General features: G+C 73.8%; 17 protein-coding genes. 9 read left to right on the plus strand and 8 right to left on the minus strand.

The window, feature by feature from the left end; all coding sequences use genetic code 11:
* Positions 1–351: 351 nt before the first annotated feature.
* Both EV190_RS14985 and EV190_RS14990 read right to left on the minus strand, forming a co-directional pair.
* Complete coding sequence (locus EV190_RS14985) at positions 352–1,098, minus strand: alpha/beta fold hydrolase (RefSeq protein ID WP_133742184.1); 747 nt, start codon at positions 1,096–1,098, stop codon at positions 352–354.
* A 75-nt stretch (positions 1,099–1,173) separates the two neighbouring features.
* Complete coding sequence (locus EV190_RS14990) at positions 1,174–1,968, minus strand: exodeoxyribonuclease III (protein ID WP_243742597.1); 795 nt, start codon at positions 1,966–1,968, stop codon at positions 1,174–1,176.
* Between the two features lie 118 nt (positions 1,969–2,086).
* Here EV190_RS14990 and EV190_RS14995 point away from each other — a divergent pair, with 118 nt between their 5' ends.
* Complete coding sequence (locus EV190_RS14995; protein ID WP_133742186.1) at positions 2,087–3,124, plus strand: tyrosine-type recombinase/integrase; 1,038 nt, start codon at positions 2,087–2,089, stop codon at positions 3,122–3,124.
* 53 nt (positions 3,125–3,177) lie between these two features.
* On the opposite strand, the gene EV190_RS15000 is transcribed toward EV190_RS14995, so the two are convergent.
* Positions 3,178–4,551 (minus strand): heparan-alpha-glucosaminide N-acetyltransferase domain-containing protein, encoded by a 1,374-nt coding sequence (locus EV190_RS15000; RefSeq protein WP_243742588.1) that lies wholly within the window; start codon positions 4,549–4,551, stop codon positions 3,178–3,180.
* Between the two features lie 1,044 nt (positions 4,552–5,595).
* Here EV190_RS15000 and EV190_RS15005 point away from each other — a divergent pair.
* Entirely contained in the window at positions 5,596–6,435 is an 840-nt protein-coding gene (locus EV190_RS15005) for an arginase family protein (RefSeq protein WP_133742188.1), read from the plus strand.
* 253 nt (positions 6,436–6,688) lie between these two features.
* Here the strand turns inward: EV190_RS15005 and EV190_RS15010 are convergent, their stop codons facing one another.
* Complete coding sequence (locus EV190_RS15010) at positions 6,689–7,840, minus strand: MFS transporter (protein ID WP_133742189.1); 1,152 nt, start codon at positions 7,838–7,840, stop codon at positions 6,689–6,691.
* Positions 7,841–8,085: 245 nt separating this feature from the next.
* The gene (locus EV190_RS15015; protein WP_166655464.1) at positions 8,086–9,090 is read right to left on the minus strand and encodes an acyltransferase domain-containing protein; all 1,005 of its coding nucleotides are present in this window, start codon (positions 9,088–9,090) and stop codon (positions 8,086–8,088) included.
* 191 nt (positions 9,091–9,281) lie between these two features.
* Here EV190_RS15015 and EV190_RS15020 point away from each other — a divergent pair, with 191 nt between their 5' ends.
* Positions 9,282–10,826, plus strand: a complete 1,545-nt coding sequence (locus EV190_RS15020; protein WP_133742190.1) for an AMP-binding protein — start codon at positions 9,282–9,284, stop codon at positions 10,824–10,826.
* 48 nt (positions 10,827–10,874) lie between these two features.
* On the opposite strand, the gene EV190_RS15025 is transcribed toward EV190_RS15020, so the two are convergent.
* Positions 10,875–11,165, minus strand: coding sequence for a 4a-hydroxytetrahydrobiopterin dehydratase (locus EV190_RS15025; RefSeq protein WP_133742191.1), 291 nt, complete (start codon positions 11,163–11,165; stop codon positions 10,875–10,877).
* A 154-nt stretch (positions 11,166–11,319) separates the two neighbouring features.
* Here EV190_RS15025 and EV190_RS15030 point away from each other — a divergent pair, with 154 nt between their 5' ends.
* Positions 11,320–11,991: a DsbA family oxidoreductase gene (locus tag EV190_RS15030; RefSeq protein WP_133742192.1), complete on the plus strand. Its 672-nt coding sequence runs from the start codon at positions 11,320–11,322 to the stop codon at positions 11,989–11,991.
* Between the two features lie 25 nt (positions 11,992–12,016).
* Here EV190_RS15030 and EV190_RS23435 read toward each other — a convergent pair whose 3' ends face one another.
* On the minus strand, positions 12,017–12,757 hold the full coding sequence (locus EV190_RS23435; protein ID WP_166655465.1) for a hypothetical protein: 741 nt from the start codon (positions 12,755–12,757) through the stop codon (positions 12,017–12,019).
* A 189-nt stretch (positions 12,758–12,946) separates the two neighbouring features.
* On the opposite strand from EV190_RS23435, the gene EV190_RS15040 reads away from it, so the two are divergent.
* From EV190_RS15040 to EV190_RS15060, 5 genes are all read left to right on the plus strand, one after another.
* Positions 12,947–13,969: an AAA family ATPase gene (locus EV190_RS15040; RefSeq protein WP_133742193.1), complete on the plus strand. Its 1,023-nt coding sequence runs from the start codon at positions 12,947–12,949 to the stop codon at positions 13,967–13,969.
* Complete coding sequence (locus EV190_RS15045) at positions 13,966–14,925, plus strand: DUF58 domain-containing protein (protein WP_133742194.1); 960 nt, start codon at positions 13,966–13,968, stop codon at positions 14,923–14,925. The genes EV190_RS15040 and EV190_RS15045 overlap by 4 nt, the downstream gene beginning before the upstream one ends.
* A 14-nt stretch (positions 14,926–14,939) precedes the next feature.
* A complete protein-coding gene (locus EV190_RS15050; protein ID WP_133742195.1) occupies positions 14,940–15,887 on the plus strand; it encodes a VWA domain-containing protein in 948 nt (315 codons plus the stop codon).
* A 164-nt stretch (positions 15,888–16,051) separates the two neighbouring features.
* Positions 16,052–16,780, plus strand: a complete 729-nt coding sequence (locus EV190_RS15055; RefSeq protein ID WP_133742196.1) for an HAD family hydrolase — start codon at positions 16,052–16,054, stop codon at positions 16,778–16,780.
* The gene (locus EV190_RS15060) at positions 16,777–17,580 is read left to right on the plus strand and encodes an NUDIX domain-containing protein (protein ID WP_243742589.1); all 804 of its coding nucleotides are present in this window, start codon (positions 16,777–16,779) and stop codon (positions 17,578–17,580) included. Before EV190_RS15055 ends, EV190_RS15060 begins: the two co-directional genes overlap by 4 nt.
* Positions 17,581–17,663: 83 nt before the next feature.
* On the opposite strand, the gene EV190_RS15065 is transcribed toward EV190_RS15060, so the two are convergent.
* Positions 17,664–18,953 (minus strand): APC family permease, encoded by a 1,290-nt coding sequence (locus tag EV190_RS15065; RefSeq protein ID WP_243742590.1) that lies wholly within the window; start codon positions 18,951–18,953, stop codon positions 17,664–17,666.
* Positions 18,954–18,979 lie beyond the last annotated feature (26 nt).

The following is an 18,979-nucleotide window of genomic DNA, read 5'->3' on the forward strand; positions in this document are numbered from 1 at the left end:
GGCCGGACGAACTCCCACTCGGCATCCGACAGTTCATGACGACGTATCACGACACCATGATCCACCAGCGGCGATCATTTGAAAACACTACCTAGGGAACCTCCGACGCGGGGGTGGTTCGGGCACCGGCGCCTCGAACGGGTCTTTCGGCCACGCGGAACGCGAGGTGACGGCGGACAGGGGTCGGGGCCGCGCCCACGACGTCCGTTTCACGCGATTTCCGTTGGTGACCTTGCTGTCCCCCCTGAAATCAAGGATCCAGGAAGGGAAACAGCAAGATCACCGGACACGGGCCCCGGGCGACCGCGAGAAGGCCCCCACGGCGCCTGCACGAGGCGCACGCCGACGCCCTCAGGCGGGGGAGCCCGGGCCGTCCTCCGACGCCGCGGCCCGGCCCGCCACCGCGTCGGCCGCGTCAGCCACGATGTTCGTGAACAGCTCCGGCTGGTCCAGACTCACCATGTGCCCCGCCCGGGGCACCACCAGCAGCCGGCCGTCCGCGCACGCGTCCAGGAACAGCCGCTCGTGGATCCGGAAGTGGTCCCGCGCCCCGTTGATCAACCACACCGTCCCCGGATACGCCGCCAGCAGACCCAGCACGTCCAGGTCGGTGACCTCCTCGATCACCGACCGCGCCGCCTCCATCGCCAACCCGCCGTCCAGGACCGCCGCGGCCCCGTCCGCCGGAAGCGTCAAACGGTGGAACCGCGTGTTGACCGCCAACCCCTTGTCCGGCAACCGCCCCAACAGCGCCGTGGGAATCCGGTACATGTGCGCCAACCCGTTGACCGGCCGCGCCGAACAGCTCGTCGCCACCAGCCCCGCCACCCGCTCCGGATACGCCGCGGCCGCCGCGATCGACACGAACCCGCCCAGACTCAACCCCGCCACCAGCGCGGACCCGCCCACCGAGTCGATCGCGTCGCGCACCGCCTCCACCGCGCCGCCCAACGTGAACACCTCACCGCGCCGCGCCCCGTGCCCGGGCAGATCCGGAGCCACCACGGTGCGCCCCTGAGAGGCCAGCACCGCCAACTGGGGCCGCCACATGCTCCGGGAGAGCCGCAGCCCGTGCACCAGAACGATCGGTACGCGCATCAAACGCCTCCACAACCCGCGAACACCCCGCCGACCACCCGCACCCCGATCCTCCCCGCCCCGCGGCGGACCCGACTAATCAGAGTAGAGAACCGTCACCGGCGCGTGGTCGGACCAGCGCTGCTCGTGCGAGTCCGCCCGCTCCACCCGCGTCTGCTTGGCCCGCGCCGCCAACCCGGGCGTCGCCACCTGGTAGTCGATCCGCCACCCCGCGTCGTTGTCGAACGCGCGCCCCCGGTACGACCACCACGTGTACGGGCCCACCGCCTCGGGCAGCAGCGACCGCGCCACGTCCACGTACCCCGCCTCGTCGAACACCCTCGACATCCACGCCCGCTCCTCGGGCAGGAACCCCGAGGCCTTGCGGTTGGCCTTCCAGTTCTTCAGGTCGACCTCCCGGTGCGCGATGTTCCAGTCACCGCACACCACCAGCTCCCGGCCCTCCGCCTCCACCTGAGCGCGCCGCCGCACCAGGAACCCGTAGAACGCCTCCATGAAGCGCTCCTTCTCGTCCTGACGCTCGGTGCCCACCTCACCCGAGGGCAGGTACAGGCTCGCCACGCTCACCGCCCCGAAGTCGGCCTCCACGTACCGACCCGACCCCTCGAACTCCTCGGCGCCGAACCCCACCCGCACCGCGTCGGGCTCCACCCTCGAATACACCGCGACCCCCGCGCGCCCCTTGGCCCGCGCCGGAGCCAGGACCACGTGCCACCCCGGCGGCGCCACCACCTCCGCGGGCAGCTGCGCGACCTCCGCGCGCGTCTCCTGCAGGCACACCACGTCGGCCTCGGTCGCCGCCAACCACTCGACGAACCCCTTCTTCGCGGCCGCGCGCAAACCGTTGACGTTGACCGTTGCTATCGAAATCACGAAGACAAGCGTAGCCAACCCCGCCACCACCCCCTTCGAACAGATTCCGCGACACCGTTCGAAAACCCCCGCGCCCGGTGATCGTCCGCGCCCCGGACCGGGGATAGTCAAAGGCATGAGCGTCGCCCTCGACAACGAACCCGGACACCAGGCCCCCTCGCCCGTGCGCGCCCTGGACGCGGTGGAGGACTACCTCGTCGCCAGACGCCCCGCGAAACCCTCACCCCACACCCTGGCCGCCTACCGCCGCGACCTGACCGCCGTCCTGCGCCACGCCGCGCGCGTGCGGGGCCTCGACACCGCCGACCTGACCCTCGCGGACCTCACCGGCACCCTCCTGCGCCGGGCCTTCGCCGAGTTCGCCACCGACCGCGCCGCCTCCAGCGTCCTGCGCGCCTGGTCCACCTGGAACGGCTTCTTCTCGTTCCTGGTCACCGAGAACCTCGTCCCGGGCAACCCCATGCCCGCCGTCCAGCGGCCCCGCCCACCCGCCCGCGAACCCAAGCCCCTCATGGGCGAGGACACCCCCGAACGCCTGCTCACCGCCCTGGCCCAGGGCTGCCGCAAAGCCCGCGACCCCTGGCCCGAACGCGACCTCGCCGTCCTGGCCCTGGCCCTGCTCACCGGCCTGCGCTCAGCCGAGATGCTGTCCTTGACCCTGGAGTCCATCAGCGGACGCCCGGGGGAGCGGCGCGTCCGAGTCGTCGGCAAGGGCGGCAAGACCCGCTCCCTGCCCGTGGAACCCCCGCTCGAAGCCCTCATCGACGCCTACCTGGCCACCCGCCGCACCCGCTTCGACACCCGCCCCAAAGGAGGCGACCCGCTCCTGGTCGACAACCGCGGCGCCGCCCTGCGCCGCGGCGGACTGCAGTACCTGGTCCGCCAGTGCTACCGGCACGCGGGCGTCTACGACCGCGTCGCCCGCGGCACCCTCGTGCACGCCCTGCGCCACACCTTCGCCACCCGCCTGGCCGAGGACGGAGCCTCGGTCACCGAGATCATGCACCTGCTCGGACACGCCTCCATCACCTCCTCCCAGACCTACATCGACGTCACCGCCCGGGCCCAGCGCGAGGCCGCCCGCTCCAACCGCACCTACGGCGTCCTGCGCCGCCTCGCCGAGCAGGACCGCGACACCCCCCGAGCCCCCTGACACGGCGGAGGGCGGGCGGGCCACGCGGCCCTCCCGCCCTCCGGACACCCGCCTCAGGGGATGCGCTCGGCCACCCACGACGACACCACGTGCAGCGGCCACTCCAACGGGCCGCGCCGCCGGACCAGCAGCCGCCACGCCGTGGCGAACACCAGCGCCCCCAGCGGAACCGAGAGGTCCAGCCACGTGGAGACGAAGGACAGCGGGGTCCCGTCCAGCAGACTCCTCTCGTCCAGCCAGATCACCAGGATGTGCCCCACGTACACGGTCAGCGCCAGCGCCCCGACCGACGCCACCGGGTACACCAGCCACCCCAGCCGGTCCGACACCAGCAGGCACAGCCCCAGCACCGCGATCGCCACGCCGCCGGACCCGAACACCTCCAGCGGCGTGCCGCTGTGCGGAGCCGCCGTGAACAGCCACACCCAGTCCGTGGGCGGCACGACCCCCGGCAGCCCCTCGTACAGGGCCAGCGCGACCCCGTCCGCGCCGTAGGCGGCCCCCGTCTCGGGGTTCACCGACGCCGCCAGGCGCCCGACGCCGCCCAAGACGTCCAGCACCACCCACGACACCCCGTACGCGGCCGCCGCGAGCCCCGAGCCCAGCGCGACCAGCCGCCAGCGCACCCGCGTCGAGCGCAGGTCCAACCGGCCGATGGCCAGCCCCGCGAACACGAACGGCATCCACGTGATCGCCGGATAGTAGCCGGTGAGCAGGAAGTTCACGATCCCGTCGTCGGCCAGCAGCACGAACGGGTCGTAGGCGTTGACCGCGCCCACGACCCGCCCCGGCGTCCCGCCCTCGGCGATCACGCCGCGCAGCCAGTACGAGGCGACCGGACCCGCCACGCCCAGCACCGCGGCCGCGAACGCGACGACCCCCCACCGTTCGGTGAGCACCATCCCGGCCAGTACGAAGAACACCGCGTAGTAGGCCAGGATCACCGACACGGACGTGCCCAGCATGGTCAGCGCCGTGCCCGCGAAGAGCATGACCACCCCGCGGGTGATCACCCGCCACAGCGCCACCCCCAGGTCCTTGTTGACCTTGCGTTCGCGGCCGCCCGACAGCAGCGCGATGGACACGCCCGCCAGCAGCGCGAACAGGACCGCGGAGCGTCCGGCGGCGATCGGGTAGAGGGCGTTGGAGCCGTCCGCGAGCGTCCACCCGATGCCCACGTGGACGATGAACATGCCCAGTACCGCCAGGCCCCGGGCCACGTCGACGCCGCCCAGGCGCCGCGCGGGCGGCGCCTGGGCCTCCTGGGGCGCGGGGCCTGGCGCGGGGCCTGGCGCGAGGCCCTGCCCGTCGGCGCGGGCGGCGCGCGCGGGGCCGCCGTCGTCCGTGGCAGGGGGCGCGGGGGCGACTCCGTGTGGGGGAGCGGCCTCGGTGATGTGGTCAGCGGATTGGCTGGAACTGTTCGACACGACTACGAGGATCCCCCCGCCCACCTCCTGAACACAGGCTTTTAATCCAGTTGTGACCACTTGTGGCCGTTTGGGGTTCTTTGCTTTTCCCATGGCAACTGAACAGGGGGTTTGCGCGTCCGGCGGGGGAGGAGGGGGCGCCGGGAGGCCCCGGGCGGGGGGAGGCGCGAAGGCGCGGTCCCCGGGGAGGCCGGGGATGCGGCCCGCGTCGGCCGGGCGGCGGGCACCGGACGAACCGCCCGGCCGACGGATCGGGGCCACACACCGGACATCCGCATATGCACGGTTTGCTGCATAATGCACTTTATGCAGCAAACATCCGGAGATTCGGCTCCGGATGCCCGCTCCGGGCCGCGCGGGAGCGGCCCGGGACGCGACACGCCGGGGCGCGGCCCCGCCGGGACCGCGCCGCCCGCCCGGGGGATCGATCCCGCCACCCGACACGTCCCGTCCGGCCGCCGGCCCGAGCGTTCACGAACCCGCCGCCGCGCGGCCCGTCCCGTCCGGCGCCCGCGCGTGGGGCGGCCCCACGCGCGGGCGCCCGGGATTGCTCGCGGCGCCCGAAGCCGACCACCGGAGGGAACCCGCCCCCTTCCAGGGGACCGGAAAACCCCCGACTTTACATAATGCCCATTATCGGCGATTCGCGGGGAGGCGCGTGGAAGGGGCTCCGGCGTCTTCGGGCCCTTCCCGTCCGGCACGGCGCGCGCCTCGGCCGCCGGACGGGCTCCCGGCCTGCGGCGGGGGCCGCGGACCGCCGCCCGCGCCGGGGCGCCGCCACGCGCGGTCCGCCCCGGGCCCGGTCGAGCCCGACGGCGCCGCTCCCCCGCCCCCACCGCGCGGCGACCGCCGGATTCACCACATCTGTCCGGTTTCCGGGTGGGGGTGAGGGGCCGCGCGGGGGCCGGGGTGGCGGAACCGCGACGTGGCCGTCGCCGGCCGTGGCACGATCGTCTCGCGTCGCCGCCGACCGGCCGCGACGGCGGCGCGGTTTTCCCGGCTCTCCCGGTGCGCGGCCGGGCTCTCCCCTCTAAGGTGGTCGCCATGGTGTGGCAGCGTGACGTTGACCTGGTGGTACCCCTGTGGCAGGGCGGTGACGACGTGCGTGTCGCCGCCGGCGCGGCGGAGCTCGCCCAGCTGGTCCCCGCCTCGGGCAGCAGACTGCACGTGGCGGTCCCCGACGGCCGGCGCGGTGTCGTGGACGGCGTGTGCAACCTGGAGCTGGTCTCCCAGGCGCTGCGGCAGATGCGGTCGCGCCTGGCCAGGCGCGACCCGTCGCGGATCCTGACGCTGGGCGGCGACTGCGCGTCGGACCTGGCGGCGGTCGAGCACCTGGGGCGCCGCCACCGGGACATGGTCGTGTACTGGGTGGACGCGCACCCGGACCTGAACACGCCGGAGTCCTCCCCCAGCGGCCGGGTGCACGGGATGGCGCTTCGGCTGCTGCTGGGCCAGGGCCACCCGGCGCTGCTGGGACAGGGCCGGATCGCCCCCCGCCGGGTGGTGCTGGCGGGCGCGCGGGAGTTCGACCCGCAGGAGGCGGCCTTCGCCGAGGCGTCGGGGATCGCGCTGGTGGACCCGGTGCGCGTGATCGCCGACCCGGGGGGCGTGGTGGCGCGGTGCGCGCCGGGCACTCCGGCGTACGTCCACCTGGACATGGACGTGTGCGATCCGATGGAGCTGGCCGCGGTGGCGTGCCCCGCGCCGCTGGGGCCGCCGGTGTCGTCGGTCGCCGCCGCGCTGGCCGCGATCGCGGCCCACCACGACGTGGTGGGGGTCGGCGTGTGCGAGTACACGCCGGTCGTCGAGCACGACGCGGACGCGGTGCGCGCCCTTTTGGGGGCGCTCGGCCTGACCTCCCCGGCCCGTTCCGCGCCGGCCTAGGGTTCGTCCGGCGGATCACGGGGCCGTGGGGTCTGGCCGTGGTCGGCCTCCAGGTCCGAGGCGGGAACGGCGCGATCGAGGCCGCGCCCGATGTCCGTCGGGTGAGGCTTCTGCTGCCGGCCTCGAGCCTTCTGCCCGTTTCGGGGCCGGAAAGGGCGGAAAGCCCATGGCCGTTCCGAGCAGAAGCGGGCCGGCCCTCGAACCGCCGCGCCGCGGACACCCGGCGGGGACGCGGGGCGGCCGGGCGCGCCGGTCAGGGGTTTCGGCGGCGGGTGAGGGCGGCGGCCATGGCGGCCAGGGCCGCGCCGAAGGCCGCGAAGACGGCGGTGACGCCGACGCCCCCGGCGACGGCGGAGGCCACCAGGGGCAGGGTGGTCTGGCCGAGCTGGTTGCCGGACATGCGCAGGGCCATGGCGGTGGCGCGGGCGCTGGGCCGGGCCGCGTCGGCGACCCAGGCCATGGTCAGGGGCTGGCCGATCCCCAGGCCCAGGCCCGCGACGGCCAGGGCGGCGGCCAGCCCCCACAGGGGCAGGGGCGCGGCCAGCGCGGCGACGGCGGCCGCGGAGACCACGAGGCTGGCGATCAGGACGCTGTGGCGCCCCCTGCGGGCCACCGCCACGCCCAGGAGGGCGCGGGAGACGACCGAGGCCGCGGCGCGCACGGCCAGCAGGAGGCTGACGGCGGCGGCGGAGATGCCGCGCTCCTCCCCCAGCGCGGGCAGGTAGACGATGGTCATGTCGATGGCGGCCAGGACGGTGAGGCTGGCGGCGATGGCCGGGGCGACCCCGGGTTCGCGCAGGACCTCCGCGGCGCGGGTGCGGCGCGGTGCGCGGGCGGGCGGGGTCCGGTCCCGGGGCGCGGGCGCGCTCATGCCGACGAGGGTCAGGAGCGAGAGCGCGGCGGCGACGCCGGTGCCGAGGAAGGCGGGGGTGGTCAGGTCGGCGGGGTCGGTGACGGCCCAGCCGGACAGCAGGAGGGGGCCCAGGAGCTGTCCGGCGCTGCCGGCGAGGGCGAACAGGCCGAACCGGTTGTCGAAGGTGGCGCGGGGCGAGCGGTTGGCGACCATGGCCTGGGCGGCGACCATGGCCAGGATGAGGCCGACGCCCGCGACGACCGAGCAGGCGATGATGGCGGCGGGGGTGTGCGCCCAGGCCAGGCCGAAGGCGGCGACGGTGAGCAGGGCGCTGCCGGCGAGGTAGGCGGGGCGCTCGTCGTGCAGGTCGACCCAGCGTCCGACGGGCAGGGCGATCAGGAGCGGGACCAGGGACAGCGCGGCGGAGAAGACGCCGAGCCAGGCGTGGTCCAGACCGTTGTCGAGGGCCCGGTAGGAGATGAGGGGGCGCATGGTCGACAGCGCGCCGTGGAAGAGGATTCCGTGGATGAGAATGCGGATGAACCAGCCCACTGGTGGTCTGCGTCCTTGGTCGTGGTCCGGGCGGGGGGGGCGCCCCGCGTTTTGTTTCGTTAGCGAAACTAACGTCTTGGTCGGGGACCACCCTAACCAGGAGCGCCCCGGCGGGGACGCACCGCCCCCGGGATTCCGGGCAGATCATCCGATCACCCGCTCTCCCCCGGCGGGGGCCGCCCCCACGACCCCCACCGGAGGCAACCCCGCAGGGCCGCGCGACACCGCACGGCCCCACCCCGCCCTCAGGGCAGGCGCAGCCAGCCCGTGCGGGCCCGCCAGTGGCCGCCCCGCCCCAGCAGGTCCAGCACCCCGCGCTCCAGGCGGGTGGTCGCCCTCACCTCATCGGGAACCACCCGGGTACGACGGAACACGAACCGGAATACGTCCTCGTCACCGGGCGCGCCCTCGTCCAGGAGCGTGAACCGGTCCTGGAACGCGATGATGTTGGACCCCGGATCCAGATACCTCTTGAGCTGGGGATCCAACAACCACGACGTGCACGTCGCCACCGGCACGTCGCCACCGGTGGCCGCGGCCAGCACGGCGCGGCCCCGCTTGAGGGACTCCTCCACCGCCACCGGGTCCAGCGGACCGGTCTCGGGGATGTGCAGGCGCGCGCTCGGCCGCCCCTCCCGCAACTCCTCGGGCAGCCCCTGCCCGGCGTCGGCGCCGTACCAGGTGACGGCGCCGCCCGGCCCCAGCCGGGACGGCTCGTACTGCAACCGCCCCGCCTCGAACAGCGACCCCCGGTAGTGCAACGCGATCCACACCGGCAGCTCCAGGCCCACGTGCCCGAACATGTCGCGGTTCTTGGCGACGTGGCGGCCCACATCGGCCAGGGTCGCCTCGGTGACGTCGCGCCCCACCCCCAGACGCGCGTGCCGCTCCACGAGGGCGGGCGTGGCGGCGACGAACGCGTACACCGGCGCGCACCGCACCCGCGCGTCCGCAGCCGAGACCAGATCGGGCCAGTCCACCCAGCCGGGGCGGCCGACGTCCGCGACGACGCGCGCGTAGCAGGCGTCCAACAGCCACCGGGCCGCCCGCGGCCACCCCTCGTCGGGCCACAGGGCGAGCAGGTCGGCGCGGTCGGCGCCGTCCAGCCCCAGCAGGTCCAGCACCGGCCCGGCCTCCGAGGCCGGGCCCAGCGGCGCGGGAGGAGGCTCGGCGAACCCGACGACCGTGGACAAGGAGGAAGCCGCCGCCGGGTCCAGACCCAGGGCGCTTGCGGTGAGGGATCGGTCCATGCGCCCCATCGTGCCAGGACCACGCCAGGCGGTGCCAGTACGCGGCGGCGCCGACCGGACCCCGCCAACCCGGCCCCACGATTTTCCCCACAGGTGAGGGCCACGTCACATTCGCCGCATAGGCTTAACACCAGGAACAACGCTTTAGCGACCGTTACCGGCCGCACCCGTCCGAAAGGGGACATACCACGATGGCCGATCCTCAGCAGCAGGTCCGCGACTGGCTCACCGCCTACGGCTCGCCCACCGCGTGCGCGGCCCACCTGCTGTGCGACCGGCACGACGCCGACGCCACGGCCGTCACCGAGGTCCACGCGGACCTGAGCGCCCGCACCCTCACCTACGGCGAACTCGCCCGGCGCTCCACCACCCTGGCCGTGGCCCTGCGCGACCACGGCGTCACCGCGGGCGACCACGTCGCGACCCTCATCGGCCCCGGCGTCGACCTGACCGTCACCGCCGTGGCCCTGTGGCGCCTGGGCGCGGTCCTGGTGCCGCTGTCCACCACACTGGCCGCCTCCGCCATCGACCAGCGCCTGCGCGCGGCCGCCGCGCGCGCCGTCGTGTGCCCCACCGAACACCACCCCAAGATCACCCGCGACGGCGCCCCCTGGACCGTGATCACCCCCGACCAGACCCCCCACGACGACACCCCCGTCGACACCGCCGCCACCGGCGGCGACGCCCCCTTCGTCCTGCTGTACACCGCCGGCGTGTCCGGACCCCCGCGCGGCGTCCCGGTGCCGCTGCGCGCCCTGACCGCCCTGCACGCCCACCACCGCTACGGCCTGGGCGTGCGCGCCGACGACGTGTACTGGTGCGCCGGAGAACCCGACGACCCCAACGGCCTCTACTACGGCCTCATCTCGCCCCTGCTGGCCGGACACTCCGCCCTGCACCTACGCGCGGGCTTCGACCCCGAACTCACCCTGGACGTCCTGGAGACCTTCGGCGTCACCTACCTGGCCACCAGCCCCACCGCCTACCGGGCACTGAGATCGACCACCAAGACACTGCCCCCCGGCATCGTGGTGCGCCGCCTGGCCAGCGCCGGCCAGGCCCTGCGCTCCGACACCGTCGAATGGGCGCTGGGCACCTTCGGCGTGGGCATCGGCGACCACTACGGCCAACCCGAGACCGGCATCATCGCGACCAACGACAGCCTCGGCGGCCCCCTCGAGGCCCTGCCCGGCATCGACCTGCACGTCCTGGAACCCGTGGCCGACACCCCCGTGGCCGCAGGGGAGTTCGGGCGCGTCGCCGTGGACACCGCCTCGAGCCCCGCCCTGTGGTTCACCGGCTACCACGCCGACCCCACCGCGTCGGCGCGCCGCTTCAGCCCCGACGGCCGCTGGTACCTGACCGGCGACACCGGCATCCACGACCCGACCGGCCGCATCCGCCTGTCCCGCCGCGACGACGAGGTCATCATCACCTCGGGATACCGGGTCGGCCCCTACGACGTGGAATCGGTGCTCCTGGAACACCCCCTGGTCGAGGAGGCCGCCGTGTACGGCGTCCCCGACCCCGCGCGGGGCGCGCGCGTGGCCGCCAACGTGGTCCTGGCCCAGGGCGCCCAGCCCACCCCCGAACTCGCCGATGCCCTCACCACCCTGGTCGCCCAACGCTTCGCCGAGCACGCCGCCCCCCACACCCTGAACTTCGTCCCCCAGCTCCCCCGCACCGCCAGCGGGAAACTGCGCCGCAACCGCCTGCGCGCCGGCGCCGCCCAGTAACCCCCGCGCCGGCGCCCCGCCGCCTCCGGCCCGGGGCGCCGGCACCGGTCACCCCGATTCGGCCAACACGTCGATGCGCGTGGCCAGACGCAGGTCACGCTCGGTCAGACGCCCCACGTCATGGCTGGTCAACGTGAACGTCACCCGGTTGTAGCGGATGTCCACGTCCGGATGGTGGTCCGCCTCCTCCGCGGCCCGGGCGACCCGCGCCACCAGATCGATCCCGGCCATGAAGGACGGAGCGACGACCGTGCGGGTGATCACGTCACCGCGCCGCTCCCACTCCGGCAGCCGCGTCAACGCCGCGTTCAACGACGGGTCCCTGTTCAGATCGGTCACAACGCTCCCCCGCTCTCCGGCCCCCGCCGGGGCCGCCCTCCGAAACACCCCCTCTACCCCCGCGCCACACCCCCACACCCCCCACGGGAAATAACACGCCCGCGCCCGCCGTTGGAGCCGGTAGCCCGCCCCACCCCCGGAAACGAGGACCCCCGTGCAGGTCGAGATCTACTCCGACGTCGCGTGCCCCTGGTGCTACATCGGCAAACGCCAACTCGACGACGCCCTCACCCGCTTCGACCGCCCCGTGCAGGTGCTCTACCGGCCCTTCCAGCTCGACCCCGACGCCCCCCACACCCCGGTCCCCCTCAACGAGCACCTGGCCGCCCGCTTCGGCGCCGACGTCACCGCCATCCAGGAACGCGTCACCGCCACCGCCGCCCGCGCGGGCCTGACCCTGGACCTGGACGCCGCCCAAGCCGTCAACACCCTCACCGCGCACCGGCTCCTGCACCTGGCCCTGACCGGGCACGGACCCGCCGCGCAGGCCCGCGCCAAGGAAGAACTCATGGCCGCGTACTTCACACACGGCGCCGACGTCACCGACCCCCGCGTACTCGGCGACGCCGCCGACGCCGCCGGAATGGACCGCGCCCGCACCCTGGCCCTCCTGGACGCCGGCCAGGGCGCCGACGAGGTCGCCCACCAGATCGACGCCGCGCGCCGCATGGGCGTGCGGTCGGTGCCCACGTTCGTGTTCGAAGGCCGCCACGCCGTCCAGGGCGCCCAGGGAACCGACGCGCTCCTGTCGGTCATGCGCCAGGTCGCCGCCGCGAACCCGCACACCGACGGCACGGACGCCGAACCCGCGCGCGCCGACACCTGACCGCCGCCCCCACCAGGCGCCCCGCCTACACCAGGTCCTCGGGGTTGCCCGGATCCACGGGGAACTCCCCGTAGTCGTCCTCGTCCAGCGACACCGACGGCACCGGCGCGCTCGGCGACCGCGACCCCTCCGGAGAGGGCTCCCCCGACCCGTCCCGCCCGCTCGGCGACGCGGGCGGCGACGACCCCCCCGACCCCCCCGACGGCGACGGAGACGGCGACACCCCCGCAGACGGAGACGCCCCCGGCCCCGACGGAGACTCCGACGGCGTCGAATACGCCTGCCGGCTCAACCCCGACAAGAAGAAGTACAACACCAGCAGCAGCGCCACCACCAACGCCAGCAACGCCACCACACCCGCCACCAGCCCCCGGTTCGACCCCCCCGAACCCGCGCCCGCCAACGCCGCCCCCGAACCCCGCGGCCACGACCACCGCGACGTGCCCGTCGACGTCGACGACGCCCAATACGGCACATACCCCGGCCCGCCCGCCCCCGGCCGGCTCGCCACCGCCACCGGCTCCAGGAACACCTCCGCCCCCCGCCCCCCCGACGCCACCGCCACCCACGCCGCCGACGACGCCGACACCCCCGACGCCAGCACCTGCGGCGCCCGCGAAACCCCCGCACCCTCCAACACCGCGGCACTGAACCGGTCCCGCGCCGCCGCGTCCCCCGCCGCGCCCGAACTCAGCATCGCCACACTCACCGCCCGCCCCGACGCGTCCCGCGCGGCGTACACCACCCCCTCAGGGCGCACCGCCACCCGCCACTCCAACCGGAACGCCCCCAACTGGCGCGGATCCGCATCCCGCAAAGGCTCTTGCGCCACCCCGCGCCCGTCCTTCCCCGGCCCGCCACCGACCCAGCGGGTAGTCTCGCCGTTGCACACCTGCAACCCACAAAGTACCGCGCCCCACACCACCGGGGCCGCCCCGCAGAAAGGCCGCCGACCATGCCCGCGACCGCCGACGACCCCACCGACGCCACCGCGCTCCTGCGCCGCGCCCTGCACGAGGTGTCCACCGTCATCGTCGGCCAGCAGGCCATGGTCGAACGCACCCTCGTCACCCTCATCGCCGGCGGCCACTGCCTCATCGAAGGCGTCCCCGGCGTCGCCAAGACCCTGGCCGTGTCCACCCTCGCCTCCGTCGTGGGCGGCACCTTCAACCGCATCCAGTTCACCCCCGACCTCGTCCCCTCCGACATCGTCGGAACCCGCATCTACCACCCCTCCACCGAGAAGTTCGACACCGAACTGGGCCCCGTCTTCGCGAACTTCGTCCTCGCCGACGAGATCAACCGCGCCCCCGCCAAGGTCCAGTCCGCGCTCCTTGAGGTCATGGCCGAGAAACAGGTGTCCCTCGGCGGAACCACCCACCCCCTGCCCGCCCCGTTCATCGTCATCGCCACCCAGAACCCCGTCGAGTCCGAGGGCGTCTACCCCCTCCCCGAAGCCCAACGCGACCGCTTCCTCATGAAGATCCTGGTCACCCACCCGCGCGCGCACGAAGAGTTCGAGATCCTGCGCCGCATGAGCACCGAAACCCCCCGCCCCGGCCGCGTCCTGGACCTGGACACCCTCACCCGGCTCCAGAAACAGGCCCAGGCCGTACGCGTGGACCAGCTCGTCGCCGACTACATCGTGCGCCTGGTCATGGCCACCCGCGACCCCGCCTCCTACGGCCTGGCCCCCCTGGCCCGCGTCATCGACGTCGGCGCCAGCCCCCGCGCCACCCTGGGCCTGGTCGCCGCCGCCCGCGCCCTCGCCCTGATCCGCGGCCGCGCCTACGTCCTGCCCGACGACATCCGCGCCCTCGCCCACGACGTCATCGCACACCGCCTCATCCTCACCTTCGACGCCCTCGCCGACGGCATCACCACCACCCACATCCTCGACCAGGTCCTCGCCGCCGTCCCCCCGCCCCGCGTCATCTGGGACGACACCACCGACTCCGCGGCCCCCGCAGGCCGATGACCACCGACCCGGGCGCCCACGCCGCGCTGCGCCACCTCACCCTCACCGTCACCCGCCGCCTCCAGGGCCTCCTGCACGGCGAACACCTGGGCCTGTACGCCGGCCCCGGCAGCGAACCCGGAGACGCCCGCCCCTACCAGCCCGGCGAAGACGACGTACGCCGCATGGACTGGGCCGTCACCGCCCGCACCACCCACCCCCACGTGCGCGACCTCGTCTCCGACCGCGAACTCCAGACCTGGACCCTGCTGGACCTGTCCGCGAGCATGGACTTCGGCACCGCCCACACCGAGAAACGCGACGTCGCCATCGGCGCGCTGGCCGCCGTCACCCTCCTCACCCAGCGCATCGGCGACCGCAACGGCGCCCACTTCCTGCACCAGGGCCGCATCCTGCGCTGGCCCGCCCACTCGGGCACCGGCGCCCACCTCGCGATGATGGCGACCCTGGCCCGCGCCCCCCGCGGCGCCCCCGCCCCCGACACCGCCCTGCGCCTCGCCGACGCCGTCACCGACCTGTCGCGCACCCGGCGCCGCCGCGGCCTGCGCGTCGTCATCTCCGACTTCCTCGACACCTCCACCGACGCCACCCCCACCTGGGAGGCGCCCCTGCGCCGCCTGGCGTCGGTCCACCAGACCCTCGCCATCGAGATCGTCGATCCCCGGGAACTGGACCTGCCCGCCATAGGATTGGTCACGATGACCGACCCCGAGACCGGACGCACCCGCCAGGTCCACCTCAACGAGACCGTGCGCGAACGCTACGCCGCCGCCGCCGCCCAACAGCGCGACGCCATCGCCGCGGCCCTGCGCCGCGCAGGCGTCCCCCGCCTGCGCCTGCGCACCGACCGCGACTGGATCCGCGACACCGCGCGCTTCGTCATCACCCAACGCCGCACCGCCCACCGCCTGGCCCGCCACACCCCCACCGGCCCCGCCGCGCACACGCAGACATAGACAAGGACCCGCCAGTGACCTTCCTGGACTCCTACCAGCTGTGGTGGTTTCTGGCCGTCGCCGCCATCGCCGCCGTCTACGTCCTCCTGCAACGCCGACGCGCCACCTACGCGCTGCGCTTCACCAACCTCGCCCTGCTGGACCGCATCGCCCCCAAAGCACCCAACTGGCGCCGCCACGTCACCGCCGCCCTGTTCCTGCTCACCATCGCCGTCCTCGTCCTGGCCTACGCCCGCCCCGCGATGAGCGTGCAGGTGCCCCGCGAACGCGCCACCATCATCGTGGCCATCGACGTGTCACCCTCCATGGCCGCCACCGACGTCACCCCCGACCGGCTCACCTCCGCCAAGGAGTCCGCGCAAGGCTTCATCGACACCCTGCCCGCCCGCTTCAACGTCGGCCTCGTCACCTTCTCCTCCGTCGCCACCGTCGTGTCCTCACCCACCCAGGACCACCAGGCCGTCACCGACTCCATCGCCGGCCTCACCATCTCCCCGGGCACCGCCATCGGCGAAGGCGTCTTCGCGTCCCTGCAGTCCATCGACTCCTTCGACGCCGACGCCCCCACCGACCCCCCGCCCTCGGCCATCGTCCTGTTGTCCGACGGGGAGAACACCAGCGGACGCCCCGTCTCCGCCGCCGCCACCCAGGCTGGCGACACCGGCGTCCCCGTCTCCACCATCGCGTTCGGCACCGGCGCCTCCATCATCGAGATCGACGGCCAGTACGTGCCCGCCAACATCGACAAGGCCACCCTCGAACGCCTCGCCGAAACCACCGGAGGCCACTTCTACGAGGCCGAGTCCACCGGCGAACTCAAGGACGTCTACGCCGACATCGGCTCCTCCCTGGGCACCGAGACCGTCCACGAGGAAGTCGTCACCCAATTCGTGGGCATCGCCCTGCTCCTGGCCGCCGCCACCGCCGCGACCTCCCTCGCCTGGTTCCAGCGCCTCCCCTGAACCCCCCGACACCGCGCGACACCCGACACCACACGACCCGGCCCAGACCCCGCCGACCAACCACACCCGCCCCCGCAGGGAGCCGATTCCCCCAACGTCACCAGCGCCCGCTAACGTGGTCCCGTTTGCCTCACCAGCGCACACGACAGAAAAACCAAGGACCAATGCCTCAAAAACCCACCGTCCCCACCGCCGTCTTCTTCGACCTCGACGACACCCTCCTCAACGACCACGCCGCGTCCTCACACGGCCTGCGCACCCTCATGGAACGCCTCGGCCACCCCGACTTCGACGCCGCCCGCACCCTCTGGGACATCCAGACCGACCTGTCCTTCAACGCCTACCTCACCGGACGCCTCACCCTGGCCGAACAACGCCGCGAACGCGTCCGCGCCCTCGCCACCCAGGCCGGCCACTCCCACATCGCCGACCAGCACTGCGACGAGCTCTACCAGCGCTACCTCGACGCCCACCGCGCCGCCTGGCAGGCCTTCGACGACGTCGCCCCCGCCCTCGCCCACCTCACCGCCCACAACATCCGCCTCGGCGTCATCACCAACGGCATCCAAGCCCTCCAACACGACAAACTCGCCACGATGAACATCACCCACCACTTCGCGACCGTCGTGTGCTCCGACACCGCCGGAACCGGGAAACCCGACCCCCGCATCTTCCACCTCGCCTGCCACCAACTCGGCGTCGCCCCCGACAAGGCCTGGCACGTCGGAGACCAGATCCGCGCCGACGCCCTCGGCGCCGCCAACGCCGGCCTCTACCCCGTCCTGTGCGACCGCCGCGACAACCCCGCCGCCGACATCACCACCATCCGCGCCCTCAACGAACTCGCCCCCCTCCTCTCCGAGGCCCAAGGCGCGGAGGCGGGCCTGCTGTGACCCACCCGACCGGCGCCCGACCCATGCGCCGGGTCACCGCGCACCTCCTGCCCACCACCCCCGACGGGCACGTCCACACACCCCTCACCAACGTGCGCATCGCCTTCGGCGACGACCCGGCCGCCCGCCTCCGCACAGCCGCCCGCCTCGCCCCCCACACTCCCCTCACCCCCGTGGACGTGCGCACCGACCTCGCCACCGTCCACCACCACGGCCACCCCGCCCACATCCACGTCGACCGCCTCTACTACACCGCCCCCGCACCCGACGAAACCACCGGCGACACCCCGCCACTCACCCTCGAGCAGGCCCTGGCCCTCCCCGGCCACCCCACCCCCCGGCAACTCGCCGACACCGAGACCGCCCCGCCCCGATCCACACGCCGCTTCGCCGCCTACGGACTCGTCACCGACCCCGCAGGCCGCCTCCTGCTGTCGAAGATCGCCTCCGGCTACCCCGGCGAAGGCACCTGGCACCTCCCCGGCGGCGGCGTCGACCACGGCGAAACCGCCCGCGCCGCCCTCATCCGCGAAATCAGCGAGGAAAGCGACCAGAACGCCCACACCGGCGCCGTCATCTCCATCGCCCACCACCACCGCACCCACCAGAACGGCCCCCACACCGACCTGTACGCGGTCTGGGTGTTCCTCCACGCGCACGTCCCCCACCCCGGCACCCCACGCGTCACCGAAACCGACGGCTCCACCATCGACGCCGCCTGGTTCACCCCCCAGGACCTGCCCCACCTACGCCTGTCCATCACCGCCAGACGCGGCCTCACCAGCCTCCTGAACACCTGACCCCCGCCGATCCCGGCCTTCCCGGGGTCTCGGAGAGAGAAGGAGGCCCCGGAAAGGCCAAGACCGACGGAACAGCCGAAGGGTCACCCGACCAACTCACCACTCCACCAACGACGCACCACGAACACCCCCGCACCCGCACCGATCACCAGGACACCACCCAGCACCGACCCCAACGGCAGACAGAACGCCAGAACCACACACCCCACCAACCCCACCACCGGCACCGCCAGAAACGGCCGGTTCTCCGCCGGCCCCAACCGCAGCGCCGACGCGTTCGCCACCGCGTAGTACAACAACACCCCGAACGCCGAGAACCCGATCGCGCCCCGCACGTCAGCGACCACCACGATCACCGCCACCACCGCCCCCACCGCCACCACCGCGCGGTGCGGCGCGCCCGACCGCGAATGCACAACCCCCAGCCACCCCGGCAGATGCCCGTCCGCGGCCATCACCGCCACCGTGCGCGACGTCCCCAGCATCAACGACAGCAACACCCCCGCACACGCCACCGCCGCCCCCGCGGCCACCACCGGCACCAGCGAACCGAACCCGCCGGCCTCGACCACGTCCGCCAACGGCGCCGACGACCGCGACAACACCCCCGGCCCCAACACCGCCAACGCCGACGCCACCACCAACCCGTACACCACCAGCACGATCCCCAGCGCCCACCCCACCGCCCTCGGAATCACCCGCTCGGGATCACGAACCTCCGCCCCCAACGTCCCGATCCGCGCATACCCCGCGAACGCGAAGAACAGCATCCCCGCCGACGACAACACCGCCGCCAACCCGTGCCAGCGCTCCACCCGCACCAGACGAGCCACCTCGGCGGCCCCCGACCCCCACGCGACCACCACCACCAGAGCCAACACCGCCAGAACCACCACCAGCAGCACCCGCACCACCCGCACCGACAGGCGCACACCCCGGTAGTCCACCGCCGCCATCACCGCGACCAGGGCCAACGCCCCCACCCTCGGCTCCCCCGGCCACACGTACACCCCGAACGTCAACGCCATCGCGGCGCACGACGCCACCTTCCCCACCACGAAGGCCCACCCCGCCACATACCCCCACCCCGCGCCCAGGCGCTCCCGCCCGTACACGTACGTGCCGCCCCACTGGGGATGACACGCCGCCAACCGCGCCGACGACGTCGCGTTGCAGTACGCCACCACCCCCGCGATCACCAACGCCAGCGGCAGCCACCCGCCCGCGGTACGCGCCGCCGGGGCCAGCACCGCGAACACGCCGGCACCCACCATGGCGCCCATACCGATCACGACCGCGTCCACGGTGCCCAGCACCCGGGCCGGCGCGGCGGGCCCGGAAGCAGCGGACTCAGAAAAAGATGAGGAGCTCACGGCGTGAGTGTGCCCGATCCGCGTCA

The organism is Actinorugispora endophytica, from assembly GCF_004363075.1.
Classification (GTDB): Bacteria; Actinomycetota; Actinomycetes; order Streptosporangiales; family Streptosporangiaceae; genus Actinorugispora; species Actinorugispora endophytica.

What these genes read in the sequence shown, in the direction of transcription:
- EV190_RS14985 (WP_133742184.1), bottom strand. Translation starts at nt 1,098, where the DNA reads ATGCGCGTACCGATCGTTCTGGTGCACGGGCTGCGGCTCTCCCGGAGC.
- EV190_RS14995 (WP_133742186.1), top strand. Translation starts at nt 2,087, where the DNA reads ATGAGCGTCGCCCTCGACAACGAACCCGGACACCAGGCCCCCTCGCCC.
- EV190_RS15005 (WP_133742188.1), top strand. Translation starts at nt 5,596, where the DNA reads ATGGTGTGGCAGCGTGACGTTGACCTGGTGGTACCCCTGTGGCAGGGC.
- EV190_RS15015 (WP_166655464.1), bottom strand. Translation starts at nt 9,090, where the DNA reads ATGGACCGATCCCTCACCGCAAGCGCCCTGGGTCTGGACCCGGCGGCG.
- EV190_RS15020 (WP_133742190.1), top strand. Translation starts at nt 9,282, where the DNA reads ATGGCCGATCCTCAGCAGCAGGTCCGCGACTGGCTCACCGCCTACGGC.
- EV190_RS15040 (WP_133742193.1), top strand. Translation starts at nt 12,947, where the DNA reads ATGCCCGCGACCGCCGACGACCCCACCGACGCCACCGCGCTCCTGCGC.
- EV190_RS15045 (WP_133742194.1), top strand. Translation starts at nt 13,966, where the DNA reads ATGACCACCGACCCGGGCGCCCACGCCGCGCTGCGCCACCTCACCCTC.
- EV190_RS15055 (WP_133742196.1), top strand. Translation starts at nt 16,052, where the DNA reads ATGCCTCAAAAACCCACCGTCCCCACCGCCGTCTTCTTCGACCTCGAC.